Raw genomic sequence first — 19,912 nt, 5'->3', positions numbered from 1 at the left:
GCGGCATAAATGCCTTATCCGGCCTACGTTCCCTCATACAGGCTCACACCCCCCAGGACCGGCAAGCGCAGCGCGGCCGGGCAGCTGGTTCAGGCCAACTCCCTCAGTTCACCGTCAGGCGCAGGGCCAGATCCTGCGGGTAAGGATCAAAATAGTTCTGCGCCTGCAGGTAGCGATCCGGATACTCGGCCAGATAGTGCTTAAGCAGCGTCAGCGGGGCGAGGATCGGCAGCAGCCCGGCGCGATAGTTGAGGATCACCTCCCGCAGCTCGCCGCGCTGGCGGCTGTTCAGCTGGTCGCGGAAATAACCCTGTATATGCATCATCACGTTAGTGTGGTTTTTCCGCGAGGCGGGCTGCTTGAGGATCGCCATCAGCTTCTCGCTATAGACCTCGAAGAACGCTTCCAGATCCTCCCATTCATGCAGCGAGGCGACGAACGGGCCGATCTCCCGGTAGCCCGCCTGGTGGTGAGCCAGCAGCTGCAGCTTGTAGCGGCTGTGAAAGGCCAGCAGGCCGTGGCGGGTCAGGCCGCGGGCGCGCAGGGCGTTGAGTTCATGCAGGGCGAAAACGCGCTCGACAAAATTCTCCCGCAGCAGCGGATCGTGCAGCCGGCCATCCTCTTCCACCGGTAGCCATGGGTAGCGCGCCATCAGGGCGCCGGTAAACAGCCCCACGCCTTCCTTACGCCCGCGATTGCCTTTTTCATCATATAGCCGCACGCGCTCCATCCCGCAGCTCGGCGATTTGGCGCAGACGATAAAGCCCGACAGCTCACCCAGGGTTGCCAGGTGGGCGCTGGCGAAATCAGCCATCTTCTCCGTCACATCCTCATGCGGGGCGTGGCTGAAGCGCATGCGGATCTCCCCGACCGGGGTCTGCACCAGGCGGAGCGCCGGGCGGGGAACGGGCAGGCCGATCGCCATCTCCGGGCAGACGGGTTTAAACGCCACCCACTGCGCGAGCTCATCCATCACAAAGCCCATACGCTTATGCCCGCCGTCGAATCGCACGGCTGAGCCGGTTAAACATCCGCTGATCCCAATGACAGGTTGCGTGTTCATGGCGCTGTCCTCTCTTCTGCTGTGGTTCGGGTAAAGAAAAGGGTCACGGTGGCGACCGTAATGCCGAATTTCTTCATCTCGGTTTTGTTAAACAAATGGCTGCCGTCCTGCAGGTACATCCAGTCGTCAAACTGCAGCAGCCACCGGCTGCCGCTGGCCTCGACGTTCATGCTGTAGCGCCAGTGAAAGGCATTGCCTGCCGCCTGGCCGCTGGCCACCCCTTCGATATCGCCGGCGGTGCCCTGATAACGGTTATCGCCGGTGCGGCGAATGCGCCATACCCGCTGCTGCTTCTCGCCATCGTCATAGACAAAGCGCTCATGGAGGGTCAGGGTATCGCCGACGACGTCGCCATCGATCGCTACATGGAAGCGGCGCAGCTGCTTGCCGCGGCGATCCTGCACCATCCCCCACGCTTCGGTTCGGCCCTGAAAATAGTGAAAGATGTCGAGGGCGGGCTGCTGCTGCCGGTATTCGGTGACCTCGGTGCTGCAGCCGGCGAGGATCAGCATCAGCAGCGCCAGGCCAAGGGTCAGAATGCGTTTCATGGAGTACCTCCGATCAACTGCTGACGCAGTTCGGGATAAGTGGTGCGCGGATCGAGCCAGATGGCGAGAAAGCGGGTGCTGAACGCAGCCGACTGGCGCGGGCCGAGCGGGGTAAAGGCGGTCTGTGCGGCGCTGGCGCGGTACCAGAACTGCCCCTCGCCGCCGCGGACCACGAACGCCAGCTGGCTGCCCGGCGCGACGTCCGGCCAGAGCCCCTGCAGCATGCGCAGCCAGGCTTCGCTGCGTGGCTCCTGCTGCAGAATACCCTGCGCCTGCCACTGGTCGCGGGTGGCGTCCACCAGCGCCTCGCGATCGATGTCGCGCTGGTAGGTGATGATCAGCGCCCGATCCTGCTGCGGGCCGTCATACCGACCATTGGGCGTGCGCAGCTGTGAGTGATAGACGGTGAACGGCCCCCAGGTGAGGGTCGCCTCGCCGACGCGGCGCCACGCCAGCCAGTCGGCGGCGTGGGCCGCCGGGGCGAGGACGGTCAGCCATAGCAGTAACAGGGCGAATCTCATTTTTGCCTCCCCATCCCCAGATGGAACAGCAGCATGATCACCAGCCAGCCGCAGGCCATGGCGGCCACAGCAAGCGCCGTCGGCACCAGCAGGGTCATGGCTCCGAGGCGAGCGCCGATCAGGTAGGCCACCGGGCCGCCGACGGTGGCGGCCGTGGCCAGCACCCAGCCGGGAAGCGTCGCGGTGCGGGTCAGTCGGGTCCAGACGACGGCGAACATCAGCCACAGGGCCACCATCCACAGGGGCAGCAGGCTGTCGCCGCGAAAATCGATCAGTCCCGCCAGCGCCCAGCAGGCGTCCAGACCGCAGCCCGCCGCGGCCAACAGCAGGGCGGGCGGACGACTGGCCGCCGGCAACCGCAGCCAGGCGAAAATGGCCAGCGTCAGCCAGATCAGCAGACCGCGCTCGCGCAACATCACCACCAGCGTCCAGTAAACATCGAACGCGAGGGCCATCAGCAGATGCTGCGCCGGGCGTGTCATACCCGCTCCGCGGTGAGCTGCACCACGCTGATGGTGCGGGCGTTAAATCCGGCTTCGCAGTAGCCGAAGTAGTAGAGCCACATCCGGCGGAAACGCTCATCAAAGCCGAGCTTTTCAATATCCTGCCAGGCGTAGGTAAAACGCTGCCGCCAGTGGGCCAGGGTGCGGGCGTAGTCCGGGCCCATGTCGAACAGGTTGCGCACCACAAAATCGGTATGGCGGGTCATCAGCTCGCTCATTGCCGTGATGCTGGGCAAAAAGCCGCCGGGGAAGATGTAGCGCTGGATAAAATCGACGCTTTTGCTGTAGTCGCGATAGCGCTGATCCTGGATGGTGATCGCCTGCAGGGCCATTCTGCCGCCCGGGCGCAGGCGCGCCTGGCAGGTGCGGAAGAAGGCCGGCAGGTAGCGCTGGCCCACCGCCTCAATCATCTCCACCGACACCAGTTTGTCGTACTCGCCGCGCAGATCGCGGTAGTCGCAGAGCAGCACCTCGACGCGATCCTGCAGCCCGGCGCGGGCCATGCGCTCGGTAGCCCAGCGGTGCTGCTCCCGGGAAAGGGTGGTGGTGGTGACCCGGCAGCCGTAATGGCGGGCGGCGTACTCGGCCAGCGCCCCCCAGCCGGTGCCAATCTCCAGCAGATGATCGCCGGGAGTGAGCGCCAGCTGGTCGCACAGGCGCGCCATCTTGGCCCGCTGGGCCTGGGTCAGATCCTGCTGGTCGTCGGTAAACAGCGCGCTGGAGTAGAGCAGGTCGTCATCCAGAAAATGGGCATAAAATTCGTTGCCGAGGTCGTAATGGGCGGCGATGTTCTCCCGCGCCTGGGCGCGGGTGTTGCGGCGGGTCCAGTGGCGCAGGCGGGCGACGGGCTTGCCCAGCAGACGAAAGCCGCGCTCCAGACGCCCCAGCACCTCGCCGTTGCGCGCAAGGATCTGCAGCAGCGCCGTCAGCTGGTGGCTCTCCCAGTCGCCGTCCATCCAGGCCTCGGCCGCCGCCAGGCTGCCGCCGGTCAGCAGACGCCAGTACACCTCCGGCGCGCAGACCCGCGCCTCGGCGCGCAGCGCGGCGGCGGGGTCGCCAAAATGAAACGTCTGCGCCCCTTCGCGCACGGTGAGCGAGCCTTCGCGGAGGCCGCTCAACAGACGAAAGAGCAGCCAGCGCGCGAGCCGCACGTTGCGCGGCACATCTGGTTCAAGCGCAAAGACGGGATCGGTCATGAGCGTTCACTCCTGCTGACAGGATGGTTATACAGCGGCACGCGCTTCAGCCACAGCCGCAGCGCCTGCCAGTAGATGGCGAGGACGGTTTTCAGGGTCATCAGCGGCAGACGCAGCAGCAGCCCGCGCAGGTTGGCGCGGGTCAACGGCACGCGGCTCAGGGCCAGGGTGGCGTCAAACACCTTGCTGGCCTGATGGTTTTCAATATGCATGTGCAGCGTTTTGCCGGGCGCGTTGAAGCGCCAGTGATAGACCATGTCCATCGGGTTAAACGGCGAAACGTGAAAGGCTTTCTCCAGCGGGCGTGCCTGCTGGCCGTCCACCGCGTAGTAATGACGCTCATTCCACGGCGTGTTGCGCACTTCGGCCAGCACCCAGCGCAGGGTGTCGGCCTCGTCATAGCAGTAGTAAAAGTTGACCGGATTAAAATGGAAGCCGAAGTAGCGCAGCTGGGTCAGGAGCATCACGCGGCCCGCCGGGCGGCAGCCGGTCAGGCTCTCCAGCCGATTCAGCGCCTGGGCCTTCAGCGGCGCGCCCAGCGGATAATCGGCGTCGTACCAGGCGGCGGCGGCCAGGCGGTTGCGGCGGATGCCCGCCTCAGGCAGCTTGTCCAGTTCGTCGAGGTCGAGCCAGGCCATAAACAGGCGGTAGACGAAGTGGTGCGCCTTCGGCTGCAGGCGACGGTGGCGCAGGACGCCCTGATAGAGGCAGCTGTTCATTTCAGTTGCCCTCCGCCGCGGCGATGCCCTGCACCACGTCGAGCGCGCTGCGCACCCCATCCTCATGAAAGCCGTTGTACCAGTAGGCCCCGCAGTACCAGCTCCGCTGCTGGCCGTTAATCTCTTCGCGCCGCAGCTGGGCCGACCAGCTTTGCGGGTTAAACAGCGGATGCTCATAGACGAAGCGCTGCCAGACGTAGCGATCGTCCACCGGCGCGTCCGGGTTCAGGGTAACGCAGAACAGCGGCGCGCCCGCGGGCAGCCCCTGGAGAATATTCATGTTGTAGGTGACGCAGGCCCGGGCCCGATCCCCGTCGCTCAGGCGATAGTTCCAGCTGGCCCAGGCGCGCTGGCGCTCCGGCAGCCAGCGCGGATCGCTGTGCAGCACCACCTCGTTACGCTGCCAGCCGATGTCCCCGAGGACTTCTCGTTCGGAATCGGTGGGCGCCGCCAGCATCGCCAGGGCCTGCGCGGAGTGGCAGGCGAAGATCACCTGGTCAAAATGCGCCTCCCCGGACGCCAGCCGCAGGGTGACCCCCGCCGGGTGGCGGTCCACCTGCTGCACCGGCGCGTTGAGGCGTAGATCCAGGCGATCGCCGAGCCTGGCGAGCAGGGCGCGAACGTATTCCCGGGAACCGCCGGGTACCACGTACCATTGCGGGCGATCGCGAATATCCAGCAGACCGTGGTTTTCAAAGAAGCGCAAAAACAGCGGCAGCGGGAAGCGGCGCATCTCCTGCAGCGACGACGACCAGATGGCCGCCCCCATCGGCAGAATATAGTGGCGGGCGAAGAAGGGGCTGAAACGGTGGCGGGCGAGGAAGCTCTCCAGCGTCGCGCCTGGATCCAGCGCCTCGGTCAGCGCCAGTTTCGCCAGGCGGTTGAAGCGGACGATCTCGCTCAGCAGTCCCCAGAAGGCCGGCTTCAGCAGATTGCGCCGCTGGGCGAAGAGCGAGGTCAGGCTGTGGCCGTTGTACTCCAGGCCGCTGGCCGGGTTGTGGACCGAGAAGCTCATCTGCGTTTTTTGCCCGGCGATCCCCAGCTCGCTGAGCAGGCCCATAAAGCGCGGATAGGTGCGATCGTTGTAGACGATAAATCCGGTATCGATGGCCCAGGTGCCCTGCGGCGTGGCGACATCCACGGTGGCGGTGTGGCCGCCCGGCGTGGCGCCCGCTTCGAACAGCGTTACCTGATGGTGTCCGGCCAGTCGCCAGGCGCAGGTCAGCCCGGCGATGCCGCTGCCGATGATGGCGATGTTCATGAGCGCACCATCCTGCGCAACAGCAGGCGCTGGATACCCGATGGCAGACTGGCCAGCAGACGCAGGGCCAGGCTGAAACCGGTGGGGAAGGCGATGTGGTTTTTGCCCTTCGCCAGGCCATGGCGGATCGCCGCCACCGCCCGATCCACGCTCACCCGGCCGGGCATGGCGAAGTCGTTTTTGCGCGTCAGCGGGGTGTCGACGAAGCCCGGAGAGACCACCGTGACGGCCACCCCTTTCGGCTCCCAGTCCAGACGCAGGCTGTTAGCAAACCAGCTCAGCGCCGCCTTGGAGGCGCCATAGGCTTCCGCGCGCGGGAAGGGCAGCCAGTGCGCCATGGAGCTGACCAGCACCACCCGATCGCCTGCCTCCAGCTGCGTCTGCAGCGCCGCCAGGCAGTTCACCGGCCCGAGGAAGTTGGTGGCCATCACCCGCTCCACGAGGGCAGCATCCACCTGTCCGTGGTCGAGGTATTCGCAGGTCCCGGCGCAGAGAATGATCAGGTCGGCAAAACAGCCTGTCAGCGCCTGGCGACAGGCGTCCCTGTCTGTCATATCGAACAGGCGTACGCTGATGTTGGGGCTGAGCTGCTGGAGCGCTGCCAGGCGCGACGCATCGCGCCCGCAGGCGATGACCAGATGGCCATCCGCCGCGAAGGATTTCGCCAGGCCGGCGCCGATCCCGGAGCTGGCGCCGGTGATGAGCACCGTCATCATGAGCGCACCCTCCGCTTCACGCCGCGTACCGCCCAGCCCAGCAGGGGAAGATGCTCGTAGATCATCTCCCCGGCGTCGTAGTAGTCGCGCTGATGGAGAACCTGCTCCCCGGCGATGTCCACCACCGAGCAGCCCGGCAGGGCCAGGGTTTCTCCACCGGCAATGCGCGGATGCGACCAGTGCATGGTCCAGGTCACGGCGAACCGCTGGCCGTCGCAAAGCGGCGTGTCGATGGTGAACCGGCACTGCTCCACGTTGGCCAGCAGATGGGTAAAGTAGCGCTGAATGGCGAACAGCCCCTGATGCTGACCAAAAGGATCGCTCAGCGTGGCGTCCGGATGGTACAGCGCGGCCAGCGCCGCGGGCGGCTGCGCGTCCAGCCCGGCGTAGTACTCAACGAAACGACGAATCACGGACGGCGAGGTGCTCATGGATCACATCCTGGCTAGATACGGTAGCGTAATGGCATACTTAAAACTTACACAAATAAAATTATTTGTCCAAGTTTGTAGAAAAATATATTTTATTTATGTTAAAAATCATGTTGTTATGATTGGTGTTTTAAGGAGTGAAAATCGCGGGTGGCGCAAAGGGCAAGCGTGAGCCCGCCGCGCCACCGGGCGCTGGCGTCTCAGAGAGGGGATGTAGGTTAAAACAGGGGGGTTAGAGCGGAATTATCTCGAGGGAGACGACCTGCTGCTGCCAGAGTTCGACCTGCCTCTGGCGGGCGGCGGAAAGTTTGCCGCTGGTGACCAGCAGCCAGTTGCGCTGGGGAAAAATCTCCGGCGCCAGGGCGGCGGGAGGCACCGGCAGGACGTCGATGCGATGGCCCTGGCCGGTACGTTTGAGCGCCTCAAGCCAGATTTCGCAGGCGTCGGTCAGGTGCCAGCCGGTGATCAGAAAGTTGTCCCCGGGCGCCTTCTTGTCGCCTTCGAGGCAAAACGAGGTATAGGCGATGATGATGCCGTCGAGAATTTCGCGCAGCGTCATGATGGCCGGCACGTTGGCGGAGACCTGGCTGCGCAGCGGACGCAGCACTTCGGTTACCAGCTCCTGGCGCGGATATTCGCGCCCAGCGTCGTAGATCAGCTGGCGCAGAGACTCGATTTTTCCCTCTTTCAGCCGCTGCAGCATGGTCTCCTGCAGCGTCAACCAGTTATTGGTGCGCCGCGCGCCGGGGCGCGACAGCAGGGGTTTCACCTGGCTGACCGGCACCCCTTTTTTCACCCAGTCGAGGATCTTCAGCGCCTGCTGGACGTCGTCATCGCTGTACAAACGGTGTCCACCATCGGTGCGCAGCGGCTTAAGCAGGCCGTAGCGGCGCTGCCAGGCGCGAAGCGTGGTCGCATTTATCCCGCATAGTCGGGCAAATTCGCCGATGGAGTAAGGCATGGAGGCCACCTGTTAACAAAGAATATTCTCAATATACTACGAATCACGACGGCTGGCGTGAAGTGTAGTGGCTTTGCACTACACTTTCCCCAACCGCGTAAATGAAAGGAGTTCTCATGAAGCTATGGCCTGTTGTCACTGGCGTCGCTATCGCGTTAACCCTGGTGGCCTGTAAATCGCCCACGCCGCCGAAAGGCGTTCAGCCGATTAGCGGGTTTGACGCCAGCCGTTACCTCGGAAAATGGTATGAGGTCGCTCGCCTGGAGAATCGCTTCGAGCGAGGCCTGGAGCAGGTGACCGCCACCTACGGCGCCCGCAGCGATGGGGGGATCAGCGTCGTCAACCGCGGTTATGACCCGGTCAAAAAACGCTGGAATGAGAGCGACGGGAAAGCCTATTTCACCGGCGCCCCCACCACCGCGGCGCTGAAGGTGTCGTTCTTCGGGCCATTCTACGGCGGCTATAACGTGATCCGCCTGGACGACGACTACCAGTACGCGCTGGTCAGCGGCCCCAACCGTGACTATCTGTGGATCCTGTCGCGCACCCCCACCATTCCGGCGGCGGTGAAGCAGGATTACCTGAATACCGCGCGCGAGCTGGGCTTTGACGTCGATCGCCTGGTGTGGATCCGCCAGACGCCGCGCTAGCCTCGCCGCTTAGCGGCTGAGCAGATGGGTATAAACCACGTACAGCCCGGCCAGCGCCGCCACGTTGAGCGCTACGCTGATGAAAAACCGCGTCCGGAAGGGCTGCTTTTGCGTTTTATGGCGAAAGCACTGCTGGCCGAGGATGGCCCCCGGCCAGCCTCCCGCCAGGCCCAGCACCAGCAGCGTGGTTTCCGGCACCCGGCGCCAGGCTTTGCGCGCCGCCAGCTTGTCGGCGCCATAGATAAGCCATGTCAGAAGGCTGCTCAGTAAAAACCACATCGCCAGCGGGTAGGGCAGCAGGGCGCTGCCCACGGCGGTGAGCAGCAGCAGGGAATAACATACCAGGTTCAGATTCATAGGGACGTTCACGCCGGCCAGAAGAATGGCGCCACTATAGCCAATTTCCCGGACCGGCGTAAACGCGGCGGGCTATTGGCTACGCTTGCCCCGATGCCGATACAGCCACATCAGCTTATACGCCGCCGGAATGATAAACAGCGACAGCAGCGGGGCGGTGATCATCCCGCCAATCATCGGCGCGGCGATACGGCTCATGACTTCCGAACCGGCGCCGGTGCCCCATAAAATCGGCAGCAGGCCGGCGATAATCACCGCCACGGTCATCGCCTTCGGCCGAACGCGCAGCACCGCCCCCTGGTACAGCGCCTCGTCGAGCTTATCGACGCTGAAAGTCTGCGGATTCTCCAGCGATGGCTCGGCCTCGATGGCGTGGCGCAGGTACATCAGCATCACCACGCCAAATTCTGCCGCCACCCCGGCGAGGGCGATAAAGCCGGTACCGGTGGCCACCGACAGATGGAACCCCATCCAGTAGAGGAACCAGATCCCGCCCACAAGGGCGAACGGCACGCTGGTGATAATCAGCAGCGCTTCGCCGACGCGGCGGAACGCCAGATACAGCAGCACGAAGATAATCATCAGCGTCATCGGCACCATCAGCTTCAGCTTCTGATTGGCGCGCTCCAGCTGCTCAAACTGCCCGGAGTAGGACACACTGATGCCCGGCTTCAGCTTCACCTCCTTGCCGATGGCCTGCTGCAGATCGTGCACTACCGACACCATGTCGCGGTCGCGGGCATCGATGTAGATCCAACTGGTCGGGCGGGCGTTCTCGGTCTTCAGCATCGATGGTCCGGTGACCACTTTCACCTCAGCGACGTCGCCAAGAACGATCTGTTGCTTCAGCGGCGTGAGGATCGGCAGCTGGCGCGGGGTCTCCGGGCTGTCGCGATAGCTCTGCGGGTAGCGGATGTTGATCGGATAGCGCTCGACGCCCTCTACCGTTTCGCCAACCATCGCCCCGCCGATGGCGGACGAGACGAACAACTGCACATCGCCGACGGTCATCCCGTAGCGGGCCGCCTTCTCACGCTGAATATCAATGTTAAGGTAGCGCCCGCCGCCCAGCCGCTCGGCTAATGCCGACGTGACTCCCGGCACGGTGCGCGCCACTACTTCAATTTGCCCGGCGATGGCGTCGATATCGGCCAGGTTGGTGCCGGAAACTTTAATGCCAATCGGGTTCTTGATGCCGGTGGAGAGCATGTCGATGCGGTTGCGGATCGGCGGCACCCACAGGTTCGCCAGTCCCGGCAGGCGCACGGTTTTATCCAGCTCCTCGACGATCTTCTCCATGGTCATCCCCGGTCGCCATTGATCCTGCGGCTTGAGCTGAATGGTGGTCTCCACCATCTCCAGCGGCGCCGAGTCGGTGGCGGTTTCGGCTTTGCCGGTTTTGCCGAACACCCGCGCCACTTCCGGCACCGTCATGATCAGCTTATCGGTTTTCTGCAGCATATCCGCCGCCTGCGCAGCGGAGATCCCCGGCAGCGTGGACGGCATATACAGCAGGTCGCCCTCGTTGATCTGCGGTAGAAACTCGCCGCCGACCCGGTTAAGCGGCCAGACAACCGTCAGGATCGACAGGAGCGCAATCAGCAGGGTAGTCTTCGGCCAGTGCAGGACCTTCAGCAGCAGCGGGTGATAAATGCGGATCAAAAAGCGATTCAGCGGATTGCTGTTCTCCGCCGGGATCCTGCCGCGGATCCAGAAGCCCATCAGGATCGGGATCGCCACGATCGCCAGCAGCGCCGCCCCGGCCATCGACCAGGTTTTGGTGAAGGCCAGCGGGCCGAACAGTTTGCCCTCCTGGCCTTCGAGGGTGAAAATCGGGATAAACGACAGGGTAATAATCAGCAGGCTGATAAACAGCGCCGGGCCGACCTCCACCGAGGCCTCGGTAATTATTTTCCAGCGTGTGTCGTTGCTGAGCTTCTCTCCCGGGTGCTGATGCTCCCACTCCTCCAGCCGCTTATGGGCGTTCTCAATCATCACGATGGCGGCATCGACCATCGCCCCCACCGCAATGGCGATCCCACCCAGCGACATGATGTTGGCGTTGAGCCCCTGGAAATGCATCATGATAAAGGCGAAGCACAGGCCGAGCGGTAGCGAGATAATCGCCACCAGCGCCGAGCGCACGTGCCACAGGAACAGGGCGCAGACCAGGGCGACGACGATAAACTCTTCCAGCAGCTTGTAGCTGAGGTTGTCGATGGCGCGGTCGATAAGCTGGCTGCGGTCGTAGGTGGTGACCACTTCCACCCCTTCCGGCAGGCTGCTTTGCAGCGACGCCAGCTTCTCTTTGACCGCGGAGATCACCTCGCGGGCGTTCTTGCCGGAGCGCAAGATCACCACGCCGCCGGCCACTTCGCCTTCGCCGTTAAGCTCGGCGATTCCGCGGCGCATCTCCGGGCCGATCTGCACCCGCGCGACGTCGCCAAGATAGACCGGCACGCCGTTATCCCCGGTTTTCAGCACGATATTTTTGAAGTCGTCGAGCGTCTGCAGGTAGCCGCTGGCGCGCACCATATATTCGGCTTCCGCCAGTTCGACGGAAGAGCCGCCCGCCTCCTGGTTAGAGGCGTCCAGCGCCGATTTCACCTCGCCGAGGCTGATGCCGTACTGGGTCAGCTTCATCGGGTCGACGACAATCTGGTACTCCTTGACCACACCGCCCACCGACGCCACTTCCGAGACGTTAGGAATGGTTTTCAGCTCATATTTTAAGAACCAGTCCTGCAACGAGCGCAGTTCGGCAAGGTCGTGTTTGCCGCTACGGTCGACCAGCGCGTATTCGAAGACCCAGCCGACGCCGGTGGCGTCCGGACCCATTTCGGCGCTGACCCCGGCGGGAAGTTTGCCCTGCACCTGGTTGAGATACTCCAGCACCCGCGAGCGCGCCCAGTAAGGATCGGTGCCGTCTTCAAAAATCACGTATACGTAGGAGTCGCCAAACTGCGAGAAGCCGCGAACCGTTTTGGCACCGGGGACTGACAGCATGGTGGTGGTCAGCGGCCAGGTGACCTGGTTTTCGACGATCTGCGGCGCCTGCCCCGGATAGCGGGTTTTGACGATCACCTGTACGTCAGAGAGATCCGGCAGGGCGTCTACCGGGGTGTGGATGATGGTCCAGGTTCCCCAGATGCTGAGAAACAGCGCCGCCATCATCACCAGGAAGCGGTTGGCCACCGAGCGGCGGATAATCCATTCAATCATGGTTCCGTTCCTTAGTGCGCGTGGGCGGCAGAGGCCGCGGCATCAGGGGCCTGCGCGCGCATGCGCTCCAGCGCGCCGGCGATATTGGCCTCCGAGTCGATCAGGAACAGGCCGCTGGCGACGACTTTCTCACCTTCCTGCAGCCCGCTGCGAATGGCCGTGACGCCGGCGGATTCATGGAATACCTGCACGATTTTCGGCACGAAGCGGCCCTCGTTATCGACGGTGATCACTCGCTGCTCGCTGCCGCTGTCGATCAGCGCTTTGGAGGGGATCAGCAGCATCGGGGCGCTTTCGCTGGTCAGTTGCAGATAGGCGTTCATCCCCGGCTTCAGCGCTTCATCCGGGTTGTTGACCTGCAGGCGCAGCTGCAGGGTGCGGGTGGCGCTATCGACGCTGGGGAGAAGGGTCCATTTGCTGATGCGGAAGGTTTTGCCCGGCCAGGCGGGAACCTGAATGGCGAACTGCGAGGCGTCTTTAATCAGCCAGGCGATGGACTCGGGGACCGCCACGCTGACCCATACCGGGTCCATGCCCTGAATTTTCGCCACCACATTATCTTTGGCGATATTCATTCCGGCGCGCAGATCGAAGGCGGTAATAACGCCATCGATCGGTGCTTTGAGAGTAAAGCGGGTCTGGATTTTACGCGTGGTTTTCAGGCGGCGGATATCGTCATCTGGCATTCCGGCGAGGCGTAGACGCTCAAGGATCCCCTCGACCTGCGTGGCGGTGCCCCCGGTCTCCTGCAATAAAAGATATTCGCTCTGCGCTTCCACCCAGTCCGGGATGGTCAGCTCGAGTAACGGCGTGCCTTGCTTGACTTTGTCGCCGACGGTCAGCGGATAGACTTTATTGATAAAGCCCGCCGCCCGCGCCTGCATAATCACGTACTGGTACTCGTTATAGCTGATGTTGGCCGGGAAGGTCTGGGCGTAGCGCAGCGGCCCGCGGGTGACCGCGGCGGTTTTTACGCCGAGGTTTTGGGTCTGCGTCGGGTCGATACGCACCCCTTGCGCACCGGCGACGGCACTCTCCTCATCAGCGTATTTCGGCACCAGATCCATATCCATAAACGGCGATTTACCCGGTTTATCAAAGCGAGTATTCGGGTACATCGGGTCGTACCAGAACAGCACTTTACGCTGCTGCTCAGCCGCCGGAGCGGCAGCGTGGGTCGGCGTCAGTCGGGCGTACAGCGCCGCGGTAAGCGCGCCGCCAATCACCATGCTGCCAAGGATCAGCGCCGTATTTTTCAGTGTCAGGGATGCCATGTGTCGTCCATTCAGTTATTGAGGGGGGCTACCGTCGCCGGGCCGTTATTGGGCGCGGATATCCTGTAACAACGACAGATTGCCCTGCTGAACGAAGGTGAAGTCCACGCTGTCGCCATCCTTTACATTGTTGAGCTGCGTCTGCGGGGTGATGGTGAAGCGCATGGTCATCGGCGGCCAGTTCACCGCCGGGATGGCCTCGTGGGCGATAGTGATTTTTTTGCTATCCATATCAATGGCTTTAATGACGCCTTTGCCGCGGATGCTTTGCGCCTGCGCGGTGGTCATCGCCATGCCGGCGTGCGGGTCGGCAGCCTGGGCGGCGAACACCGCGCCAGAGAGCAGGGTGAACAGGGCGATTTTAGATAGTGAATTCATGTTCGGGACTCCTTGGGTTATTCCATCCAGCCGCCGCCGAGAGCGGTGAACAGGGTGATTTCATTTGCCTGACGGGAATAGTTGAGTTCCAGCAGGGTTTGTCGGGTGGTGAAAATGTCGCGCTGGGCGCTCAGGACTTCGATGTAGCTGACCGCGCCGTGGCGATAGAGCGCAGTGGCGCGCTGCAGGGTGATATTTAGTGAAGCGAGATAGCGCTGCTGGGCGGCAATCTGATCGGCCAGGCTTTGGCGCAGGGCCAGCGCGTCGGCCACCTCCTTAAAGGCGGACTGTATTTTTTGCTCATAGTTGACCACCTGCTGCTGCTGGCGGATCTCCGCCAGATCGAGGTTGGCCTGATTACGCCCGGCGTTGAAAATCGGCAGTTCAATTTTGGGGATGAAGTTCCACATCGCGCTGCCGGCGTTAAATAGGCTGGAGAGCTCGCTGCTGCTGCCAGAGAGCGAGCTGGTCAGGGTAATCGACGGGAAGAAGGCCGCCCGCGCGGCGCCGATATTGGCGTTGGCCGCCAGCAGGCTGTGTTCGGCCTCTAAAATATCCGGCCGCTGCAACAGGATCTCTGAGGAGAGCGACGGCGGCAGGGTTACGCCTTTCAGGTCTACCGCGCTGCTGGCGTTATCGTCCGGCAGCCGTTGATAGCTGCCGAGCAGTAGCTGCAGGGCGTTATTGGCCTGCGCCAGTTGACCTTGCCGTTTGGCGATATCGGCGCGGGTGCTTTCGATCATGCCGCGCGCCTGCTCCAGCGCCAGCACGGTGGTGCTCCCGGTCAGCAGCTGTTTTTCAACGAAGGCGTAAGACTGCTGATAGTTCTGTAAGGTATCGTTGGCCACCTGCAGCTGCGCTGCCGCCAGCCGCTGGTTGAAGTAGCTTTGTGAAACGTTAGCAATCAACAGGATATGCACTGCGCGCCGTGCCTCTTCGCTGGCGAAGAAGTTCTGTCGGTCGGCCTCGCTAAGGTTTTTCAGCCGGCCAAAGAAATCGAGGTCATAGCTGAGGTTTAAGCCGGCGGCATAATCGCTGCTGGTGGTGTCGCCTTTGAGCTTGCCGCCATAGGTGGTGCTGCCGTCACCGTTAAGCTGTGGGTAGCGGTCGGCGTCGGTTACCCGGTACTGGGCGCGGGCTTCCTGCACTTTCAGCGTCGCCATCCGCAGATCGCGGTTGTTGGTCAGCGCGGTGCTAATCAGGCTTTTCACCTGCGGGTCGACGAAAAAGGTGCGCCAGCCGGTCTCCTGGTAACCCGCCGTTGCGGCAACCAGTCTGTTCTGGCTGAGTGAGAACTGCTGCGGCACCGGCGCTGCGGGGCGCTGATAGTCCGGAGCAAGTGACAGACAGCCGGTTAAGGCAAATATCACGCTGAGGGTAAGTAGCTGTATTGAGCGCATGGCGGCAGAAGTTTCGACGATTTATCCATGGCGGCTACTTTACGTAGCGGGCTCTGTTCAGGGCGTGACGGGAAAATGACAAAGCTGTCATTTTCCTGATATTTCATTGCTATCCGGAGGCGCTCCTCTAAAATTGAATACCCGCACAAAGCGCGCGTGAAGGAGCCTGCCGTGAAGATTTTGATTGTCGAAGATGAGAAGAAAACCGGAGAGTACCTGACCAAAGGGCTCACCGAGGCCGGCTTCGTCGTCGACCTGGCCGATAACGGCCTCAACGGCTATCACCTGGCGATGACCAGCGATTACGATCTGCTGATCCTCGACATCATGCTGCCGGATGTGAACGGTTGGGATATCGTGCGCATGCTGCGCGCCGCCGGGAAAGGCATGCCGATCCTGCTGCTTACCGCGTTGGGCACCATTGAGCATCGGGTGAAGGGGCTGGAGCTGGGCGCTGACGACTATCTGGTAAAACCGTTCGCCTTTGCGGAGCTGCTGGCGCGGGTGCGTACTCTGCTGCGCCGCGGGGCGGCGGTCATCGTCGAAAGCCAGTTTCAGGCGGCCGATCTCAGCGTCGATTTGGTCAGCCGCAAGGTGACGCGCGGCGCCACCCGCATCACCCTGACCAGTAAGGAATTCACGCTGCTGGAGTTCTTCCTGCGTCATCAGGGCGAGGTGCTGCCCCGTTCGTTAATTGCCTCGCAGGTGTGGGATATGAACTTCGACAGCGACACTAACGCCATTGACGTGGCGGTGAAGCGGCTGCGCGCCAAAATTGATAACGACTTCGAGCCGAAGCTGATCCAGACCGTGCGCGGCGTCGGCTATATGCTTGAGGTGCCGGATGGCCGCTAAGCGCCCCTTTTCCCTGGCCACCCGGCTGACCTTCTTTATTAGCCTCGCCACCATCATCGCTTTCTTTGCCTTCACCTGGATCATGATCCATTCGGTGAAGGCCCACTTTGAAGAGCGCGACGTTCACGATCTCAGACAGCTCAGCCCCACCCTGGAGACGGTCCTCGACCACGCTGACTACCCGCCGGCGCGGCGGCTGGAGATCGTGAAGAATATCATTGCGGGCTACGCCAACGTCTTCATCTGCCTGGACGATGGCCAGGGCAATATTCTGTTCCAGTCGCCCAACGGGCCGGATCTCAGCCATATGCTGAGTACGCCGGGGCTGGCGATGCAGCTCCGCGACGGGAATGTGATTTCATGGACCGACCCGCAGCCGCGGGCAATGGCGCACGATAATCATCCAATGGAAACCCGCGCCTGGCGGCTGATCATGCTGCCGCTGGGCAAGCAGGCGGACGGTAAACCGGCGTACCACCTGCTGATGGCCTTATCCATCGATTTTCACCTGCACTATATTAATGAGCTGAAAGCGAAGCTGATCTCCGCGGCGTCGATAATTAGTTTGCTGATCATCGCCATCGTGCTGTTTGTGGTCTACCAGGGGCATAAGCCGATCCGCCAGATCAGTCGCCAGATCCAGAATATTACCTCGCGGGATCTCGATGTGCGCCTTGACCCGCAGGCGGTGCCTGTCGAGCTGGAGCGGCTGGCGCTGTCGTTTAACCATATGCTGGAGCGCATAGAGGATGTCTTTACCCGCCAGTCCAACTTCTCCGCCGATATCGCCCATGAAATCCGCACGCCGATTACCAACCTGGTGACGCAAACCGAAATCGCCTTAAGCCAGAGCCGCAGCCCGCAGGAGCTGGAAGAGGTGTTGTATTCCAATCTCGAAGAGTTCTCGCGGATGTCGCGGATGGTCAGTGATATGTTGTTCCTCGCCCAGGCGGATAATAACCAGCTGATCCCTGAGCAACAGGCGCTGGATCTGGCCGATGAAGTGCATAAGGTGTTTGAGTTTTTCGAGGCGTGGGCGGAAGAGAAAGCGGTGGCGCTGCGCTTTGTCGGTAGCCCCTGCCGGGTGACGGGCGATCCGCTGATGCTGCGGCGGGCAATCAGCAACCTGCTGTCGAACGCGATCCGCTATACGCCGGCCGGGCAGGCGGTGACCATCCAGTTGAGCGAAAGCGCGGAGACGGTACGCCTGGTGGTGGAGAACCCCGGTACGCCGATTGCCGCCGAGCATCTGCCGCGCCTGTTTGACCGATTCTATCGCGTCGACCCCTCGCGCCAGCGCAAAGGGGAGGGCAGCGGCATCGGCCTGGCGATTGTGAAATCGATTGTCGGAGCCCACCACGGCAGCGTGGCGGCGCAGTCCGATCTGCGCTCGACGCGGTTTATTGTAGTGTTGCCGAAATAGGCGCAATCCGCGAGTGATAGTTGAGTATGTGGCTTTCTGTCGCTATATTAAATGTACGGAAAATAACCGTACATGAAGTTTGCAACAGGCCGGAGATAACGTATGCCCGCACTTAAAAAGCAGCGTATAGATTTGAGATTAACCGATGATGATAAGAGCATCATCGAGGAAGCTGCGGCAATTTCGAATCAGACGATTACCCAGTTTGTGGTTGCCAGTGCCTCAGAACGTGCTGCGGAAGTGATTGAGCAGCACCGCAGAATGGTCCTCAATGAGCAATCATGGAGCCTGGTGATGGAGGCGATTACCCAACCGCCAGCCCCGAATGATCGACTGAAACGTGCAGCGAAGCGTCTACAAACCAGGTAAGGTAGAGCTAATGGAGCAGCAACTGACGATTGAGATGATTGCCGATGCGTTCAGCTACGATATCACTGGATTTGATTGCGGCGAGGAAGCGCTGAATACGTTTTTAAAAGAGCACTTCAAGCGGCAGCACGATGGACAAATCTTAAGGGGTTATGCGCTGCTCTCCGGGGATACCGTTCCCAGGTTGCTGGGTTATTACACCTTATCGGGGAGTTGTTTCGAGCGAGGCATGTTGCCGTCTAAAACTCAGCAAAAGAAAATCCCGTATCAAAATGCGCCAAGCGTAACCCTCGGGCGGCTGGCCATTGATAAATCTGTTCAGGGGCAGGGCTGGGGAGAGATGTTGGTTGCCCATGCGATGCGAGTGGTGTGGGGAGCGTCTAAAGCCGTTGGCATCTACGGATTGTTTGTTGAAGCCCTTAATGAGAAGGCTAAAGCATTCTATCTTCGTCTGGGGTTTATACAGCTCGTGGATGAAAATAGTAACTTACTGTTTTATCCGACCAAATCGATTGAACAGCTCTTTACTGACGATGAGTCATAAAAGAAACCGGGCAGCGCCAGGCGGCTGCCCGCAGTATCGCGACTCTCTTACTCTTCGAAGTACCAGTAGCCCTGATTAATCAGCCGCGTCAGTTCGCTCACGAACGCCTGATTCTGCAGGCCGCTGCCGAGCTCTTCCTGGCCTAATGAGGTATAGCGACACAGCGCATCCAGCGCTTCGGCATCGGTGGTGTCGAGTTGTTCGCTATGCACGAAGAAGCTGTCGCCGATATGCAGAACGCGCAGGCCGCTCAGGCGGGAAAGCTTTTCACCACCCAGCAGCGCATCGACCACTTCCTCTTCTTCATACGGTGGTTCCGCCGGCGCAATATCCAGCTCGTGACGCGGGGTGGTGACGAAACTGCCGAACCACTGCTTGAAGTCTTCCGGCTGGCGAATCATATCGATCATCATGGTGCGCAGACGTTCGAGTTCATACTCTTCAACCCGGCCCGGATGCTCGCGGCAGGTGAGGTCCGGATCGCTGTAGTGCTCGCCGCCGAGATCGTTCTCCAGCACATAGTCGGCGAAGCTGCTGATCAGGTCGCGGCCGTTTGGCCCGCGGAAGCCGACGGAGTAGTTCAGGGCGGTTTCGTGGGTTATGCCGTCGTGCGGGAATCCCGGTGGAATATAGAGGATGTCGCCTGGCTGCAGATCTTCATCAATGATCGGTGGGAACGGATCGACGTGCAGCAGTGCCGGATGCGGACAGAACTGACGCATCGGCAGCTTGTCACCCACGCGCCAGCGGCGGCTGCCCATGCCCTGAATAATAAAGACGTCATACTGATCGATATGCGGGCCGACACCGCCGCCGGGGACGGAGAAGGAGATCATCAGGTCGTCCAGGCGCCAGTCCGGCAGTACGCGGAACGGACGCACCAGCTCGGCGGCAGGCATATGCCAGTGGTTTACCGCCTGGGCCAGCAGGGACCAACCGGTTTCGCCCAGCCCGTCGAAATGTTCAAAAGGACCATTGCTGGCCTGCCATTTGCCGTTTTTCAGGCTGACCAGCCGGCTGTCGACTTCCGGCTCCATGGCTAATCCGGCTAGCTCGTCCGGAGTAATCGGGTCGACGAAGTCCGGAAACGCGTTTTTTAATACCACCGGCTGTTTCTGCCAGTATTTTTCTAAAAACTCGGGCCAGTTAATGTTGAGTTGATAAGCCATCGATTATTACCAGTAAGAAGAAACGGGCCTGATTATAGAAATGAGGGCCGGGCGGGCGCATTGTCGTGGGTCAAGAGTGGTGCTTAATTCACCATCGGCGCGATAATGGCGTTGGGTAAGAGAGAAAAATCACATTTTTGCCAAAAACCGATCTTAGCGTAAATTGCGCTGCAGGCCGCATGAACACTGGGATTGAGCCTTTAATGGTAAGAAGATGAATTAGCGAAAAGTTCAAATAATGAGCGGTCGATAAGATTTTTCTATTTTAACGCTTGCTACTTCCGGCGAACTCCCTATAATGCGCTCCCACTGACACGGCAGATGTGAATCACTTCACACAAACAGCCGGTTC

The 19,912-nt window shown here is 61.4% G+C and carries 21 protein-coding genes; 5 read left to right on the top strand and 16 right to left on the bottom strand.

The window, feature by feature from the left end; all coding sequences use genetic code 11:
• Positions 1-103 precede the first annotated feature (103 nt).
• From HMPREF3140_RS01665 to HMPREF3140_RS01620, 10 genes are all read right to left on the bottom strand, one after another.
• Positions 104-1,063 carry a YbgA family protein gene (locus HMPREF3140_RS01665; RefSeq protein WP_070552823.1) on the bottom strand — a complete coding sequence of 320 codons (960 nt, stop codon included), beginning with the start codon at positions 1,061-1,063 and terminating at the stop codon, positions 104-106.
• Positions 1,060-1,611, bottom strand: a complete 552-nt coding sequence (locus tag HMPREF3140_RS01660) for a DUF3833 domain-containing protein (RefSeq protein WP_032412913.1) — start codon at positions 1,609-1,611, stop codon at positions 1,060-1,062. Before HMPREF3140_RS01660 ends, HMPREF3140_RS01665 begins: the two co-directional genes overlap by 4 nt.
• The gene (locus HMPREF3140_RS01655; RefSeq protein WP_032412917.1) at positions 1,608-2,132 is read right to left on the bottom strand and encodes a hypothetical protein; all 525 of its coding nucleotides are present in this window, start codon (positions 2,130-2,132) and stop codon (positions 1,608-1,610) included. The genes HMPREF3140_RS01660 and HMPREF3140_RS01655 overlap by 4 nt, the downstream gene beginning before the upstream one ends.
• A complete protein-coding gene (locus HMPREF3140_RS01650; protein WP_032105392.1) occupies positions 2,129-2,614 on the bottom strand; it encodes a DUF2878 domain-containing protein in 486 nt (161 codons plus the stop codon). Before HMPREF3140_RS01650 ends, HMPREF3140_RS01655 begins: the two co-directional genes overlap by 4 nt.
• Positions 2,611-3,831 (bottom strand): SAM-dependent methyltransferase, encoded by a 1,221-nt coding sequence (locus tag HMPREF3140_RS01645; RefSeq protein ID WP_032412918.1) that lies wholly within the window; start codon positions 3,829-3,831, stop codon positions 2,611-2,613. The genes HMPREF3140_RS01650 and HMPREF3140_RS01645 overlap by 4 nt, the downstream gene beginning before the upstream one ends.
• Entirely contained in the window at positions 3,828-4,550 is a 723-nt protein-coding gene (locus tag HMPREF3140_RS01640; protein WP_004177578.1) for a DUF1365 domain-containing protein, read from the bottom strand. Before HMPREF3140_RS01640 ends, HMPREF3140_RS01645 begins: the two co-directional genes overlap by 4 nt.
• Before the next feature lies 1 nt (position 4,551).
• Entirely contained in the window at positions 4,552-5,811 is a 1,260-nt protein-coding gene (locus HMPREF3140_RS01635; protein WP_032412921.1) for an NAD(P)/FAD-dependent oxidoreductase, read from the bottom strand.
• Positions 5,808-6,527: an SDR family NAD(P)-dependent oxidoreductase gene (locus HMPREF3140_RS01630; RefSeq protein WP_004222355.1), complete on the bottom strand. Its 720-nt coding sequence runs from the start codon at positions 6,525-6,527 to the stop codon at positions 5,808-5,810. The genes HMPREF3140_RS01635 and HMPREF3140_RS01630 overlap by 4 nt, the downstream gene beginning before the upstream one ends.
• The gene (locus tag HMPREF3140_RS01625) at positions 6,524-6,958 is read right to left on the bottom strand and encodes a nuclear transport factor 2 family protein (RefSeq protein ID WP_004178448.1); all 435 of its coding nucleotides are present in this window, start codon (positions 6,956-6,958) and stop codon (positions 6,524-6,526) included. The genes HMPREF3140_RS01630 and HMPREF3140_RS01625 overlap by 4 nt, the downstream gene beginning before the upstream one ends.
• A 232-nt stretch (positions 6,959-7,190) precedes the next feature.
• Positions 7,191-7,919 (bottom strand): MerR family transcriptional regulator, encoded by a 729-nt coding sequence (locus HMPREF3140_RS01620; protein WP_004192228.1) that lies wholly within the window; start codon positions 7,917-7,919, stop codon positions 7,191-7,193.
• A gap of 116 nt (positions 7,920-8,035) precedes the next feature.
• On the opposite strand from HMPREF3140_RS01620, the gene HMPREF3140_RS01615 reads away from it, so the two are divergent.
• A complete protein-coding gene (locus tag HMPREF3140_RS01615; RefSeq protein ID WP_002887259.1) occupies positions 8,036-8,569 on the top strand; it encodes a lipocalin family protein in 534 nt (177 codons plus the stop codon).
• A 9-nt stretch (positions 8,570-8,578) separates the two neighbouring features.
• On the opposite strand, the gene HMPREF3140_RS01610 is transcribed toward HMPREF3140_RS01615, so the two are convergent.
• The 5 genes from HMPREF3140_RS01610 to HMPREF3140_RS01590 form a co-directional block, all read right to left on the bottom strand.
• Positions 8,579-8,926 carry a DUF1294 domain-containing protein gene (locus HMPREF3140_RS01610; protein ID WP_004177568.1) on the bottom strand — a complete coding sequence of 116 codons (348 nt, stop codon included), beginning with the start codon at positions 8,924-8,926 and terminating at the stop codon, positions 8,579-8,581.
• Positions 8,927-8,998: 72 nt separating this feature from the next.
• On the bottom strand, positions 8,999-12,148 hold the full coding sequence (locus HMPREF3140_RS01605) for a CusA/CzcA family heavy metal efflux RND transporter (protein ID WP_070552822.1): 3,150 nt from the start codon (positions 12,146-12,148) through the stop codon (positions 8,999-9,001).
• An 11-nt stretch (positions 12,149-12,159) separates the two neighbouring features.
• Positions 12,160-13,422: an efflux RND transporter periplasmic adaptor subunit gene (locus HMPREF3140_RS01600; RefSeq protein ID WP_023317481.1), complete on the bottom strand. Its 1,263-nt coding sequence runs from the start codon at positions 13,420-13,422 to the stop codon at positions 12,160-12,162.
• A 45-nt stretch (positions 13,423-13,467) separates the two neighbouring features.
• On the bottom strand, positions 13,468-13,800 hold the full coding sequence (gene cusF, locus HMPREF3140_RS01595) for a cation efflux system protein CusF (protein ID WP_025368487.1): 333 nt from the start codon (positions 13,798-13,800) through the stop codon (positions 13,468-13,470).
• A 17-nt stretch (positions 13,801-13,817) separates the two neighbouring features.
• On the bottom strand, positions 13,818-15,200 hold the full coding sequence (locus HMPREF3140_RS01590; protein WP_032412927.1) for an efflux transporter outer membrane subunit: 1,383 nt from the start codon (positions 15,198-15,200) through the stop codon (positions 13,818-13,820).
• 171 nt (positions 15,201-15,371) lie between these two features.
• Between HMPREF3140_RS01590 and cusR the strand changes: the two genes are divergently transcribed.
• From cusR to kacT, 4 genes are all read left to right on the top strand, one after another.
• Complete coding sequence (cusR, locus tag HMPREF3140_RS01580) at positions 15,372-16,055, top strand: copper response regulator transcription factor CusR (RefSeq protein WP_002887273.1); 684 nt, start codon at positions 15,372-15,374, stop codon at positions 16,053-16,055.
• Entirely contained in the window at positions 16,045-17,478 is a 1,434-nt protein-coding gene (locus HMPREF3140_RS01575) for a Cu(+)/Ag(+) sensor histidine kinase (RefSeq protein WP_070552821.1), read from the top strand. The genes cusR and HMPREF3140_RS01575 overlap by 11 nt, the downstream gene beginning before the upstream one ends.
• A 102-nt stretch (positions 17,479-17,580) precedes the next feature.
• On the top strand, positions 17,581-17,847 hold the full coding sequence (gene kacA / locus HMPREF3140_RS01570; RefSeq protein ID WP_002887278.1) for a type II toxin-antitoxin system antitoxin KacA: 267 nt from the start codon (positions 17,581-17,583) through the stop codon (positions 17,845-17,847).
• Positions 17,848-17,857: 10 nt separating this feature from the next.
• Entirely contained in the window at positions 17,858-18,391 is a 534-nt protein-coding gene (gene kacT, locus HMPREF3140_RS01565) for a type II toxin-antitoxin system toxin KacT (RefSeq protein WP_032412932.1), read from the top strand.
• Positions 18,392-18,438: 47 nt separating this feature from the next.
• On the opposite strand, the gene HMPREF3140_RS01560 is transcribed toward kacT, so the two are convergent.
• Complete coding sequence (locus HMPREF3140_RS01560; RefSeq protein ID WP_012737335.1) at positions 18,439-19,560, bottom strand: ribosomal protein uL16 3-hydroxylase; 1,122 nt, start codon at positions 19,558-19,560, stop codon at positions 18,439-18,441.
• Between the last annotated feature and the right edge of the window lie 352 nt (positions 19,561-19,912).

The sequence above is a fragment of the Klebsiella sp. HMSC16A12 genome (assembly GCF_001808265.1).
GTDB classification, from domain to species: domain Bacteria; phylum Pseudomonadota; class Gammaproteobacteria; order Enterobacterales; family Enterobacteriaceae; genus Klebsiella; species Klebsiella pneumoniae.
Note: the sequence above shows the minus strand (reverse complement) of the source record. Positions and strands in the feature narration are given on the sequence as shown.

Coding starts and splice junctions, on each gene's coding strand:
- HMPREF3140_RS01665 (WP_070552823.1), bottom strand. CDS start 1,063: ATGAACACGCAACCTGTCATTGGGATCAGCGGATGTTTAACCGGCTCA.
- HMPREF3140_RS01660 (WP_032412913.1), bottom strand. CDS start 1,611: ATGAAACGCATTCTGACCCTTGGCCTGGCGCTGCTGATGCTGATCCTC.
- HMPREF3140_RS01655 (WP_032412917.1), bottom strand. CDS start 2,132: ATGAGATTCGCCCTGTTACTGCTATGGCTGACCGTCCTCGCCCCGGCG.
- HMPREF3140_RS01650 (WP_032105392.1), bottom strand. CDS start 2,614: ATGACACGCCCGGCGCAGCATCTGCTGATGGCCCTCGCGTTCGATGTT.
- HMPREF3140_RS01645 (WP_032412918.1), bottom strand. CDS start 3,831: ATGACCGATCCCGTCTTTGCGCTTGAACCAGATGTGCCGCGCAACGTG.
- HMPREF3140_RS01640 (WP_004177578.1), bottom strand. CDS start 4,550: ATGAACAGCTGCCTCTATCAGGGCGTCCTGCGCCACCGTCGCCTGCAG.
- HMPREF3140_RS01635 (WP_032412921.1), bottom strand. CDS start 5,811: ATGAACATCGCCATCATCGGCAGCGGCATCGCCGGGCTGACCTGCGCC.
- HMPREF3140_RS01630 (WP_004222355.1), bottom strand. CDS start 6,527: ATGATGACGGTGCTCATCACCGGCGCCAGCTCCGGGATCGGCGCCGGC.
- HMPREF3140_RS01625 (WP_004178448.1), bottom strand. CDS start 6,958: ATGAGCACCTCGCCGTCCGTGATTCGTCGTTTCGTTGAGTACTACGCC.
- HMPREF3140_RS01620 (WP_004192228.1), bottom strand. CDS start 7,919: ATGCCTTACTCCATCGGCGAATTTGCCCGACTATGCGGGATAAATGCG.
- HMPREF3140_RS01615 (WP_002887259.1), top strand. CDS start 8,036: ATGAAGCTATGGCCTGTTGTCACTGGCGTCGCTATCGCGTTAACCCTG.
- HMPREF3140_RS01610 (WP_004177568.1), bottom strand. CDS start 8,926: ATGAATCTGAACCTGGTATGTTATTCCCTGCTGCTGCTCACCGCCGTG.
- HMPREF3140_RS01605 (WP_070552822.1), bottom strand. CDS start 12,148: ATGATTGAATGGATTATCCGCCGCTCGGTGGCCAACCGCTTCCTGGTG.
- HMPREF3140_RS01600 (WP_023317481.1), bottom strand. CDS start 13,422: ATGGCATCCCTGACACTGAAAAATACGGCGCTGATCCTTGGCAGCATG.
- cusF (WP_025368487.1), bottom strand. CDS start 13,800: ATGAATTCACTATCTAAAATCGCCCTGTTCACCCTGCTCTCTGGCGCG.
- HMPREF3140_RS01590 (WP_032412927.1), bottom strand. CDS start 15,200: ATGCGCTCAATACAGCTACTTACCCTCAGCGTGATATTTGCCTTAACC.
- HMPREF3140_RS01575 (WP_070552821.1), top strand. CDS start 16,045: ATGGCCGCTAAGCGCCCCTTTTCCCTGGCCACCCGGCTGACCTTCTTT.
- kacA (WP_002887278.1), top strand. CDS start 17,581: ATGCCCGCACTTAAAAAGCAGCGTATAGATTTGAGATTAACCGATGAT.
- kacT (WP_032412932.1), top strand. CDS start 17,858: ATGGAGCAGCAACTGACGATTGAGATGATTGCCGATGCGTTCAGCTAC.
- HMPREF3140_RS01560 (WP_012737335.1), bottom strand. CDS start 19,560: ATGGCTTATCAACTCAACATTAACTGGCCCGAGTTTTTAGAAAAATAC.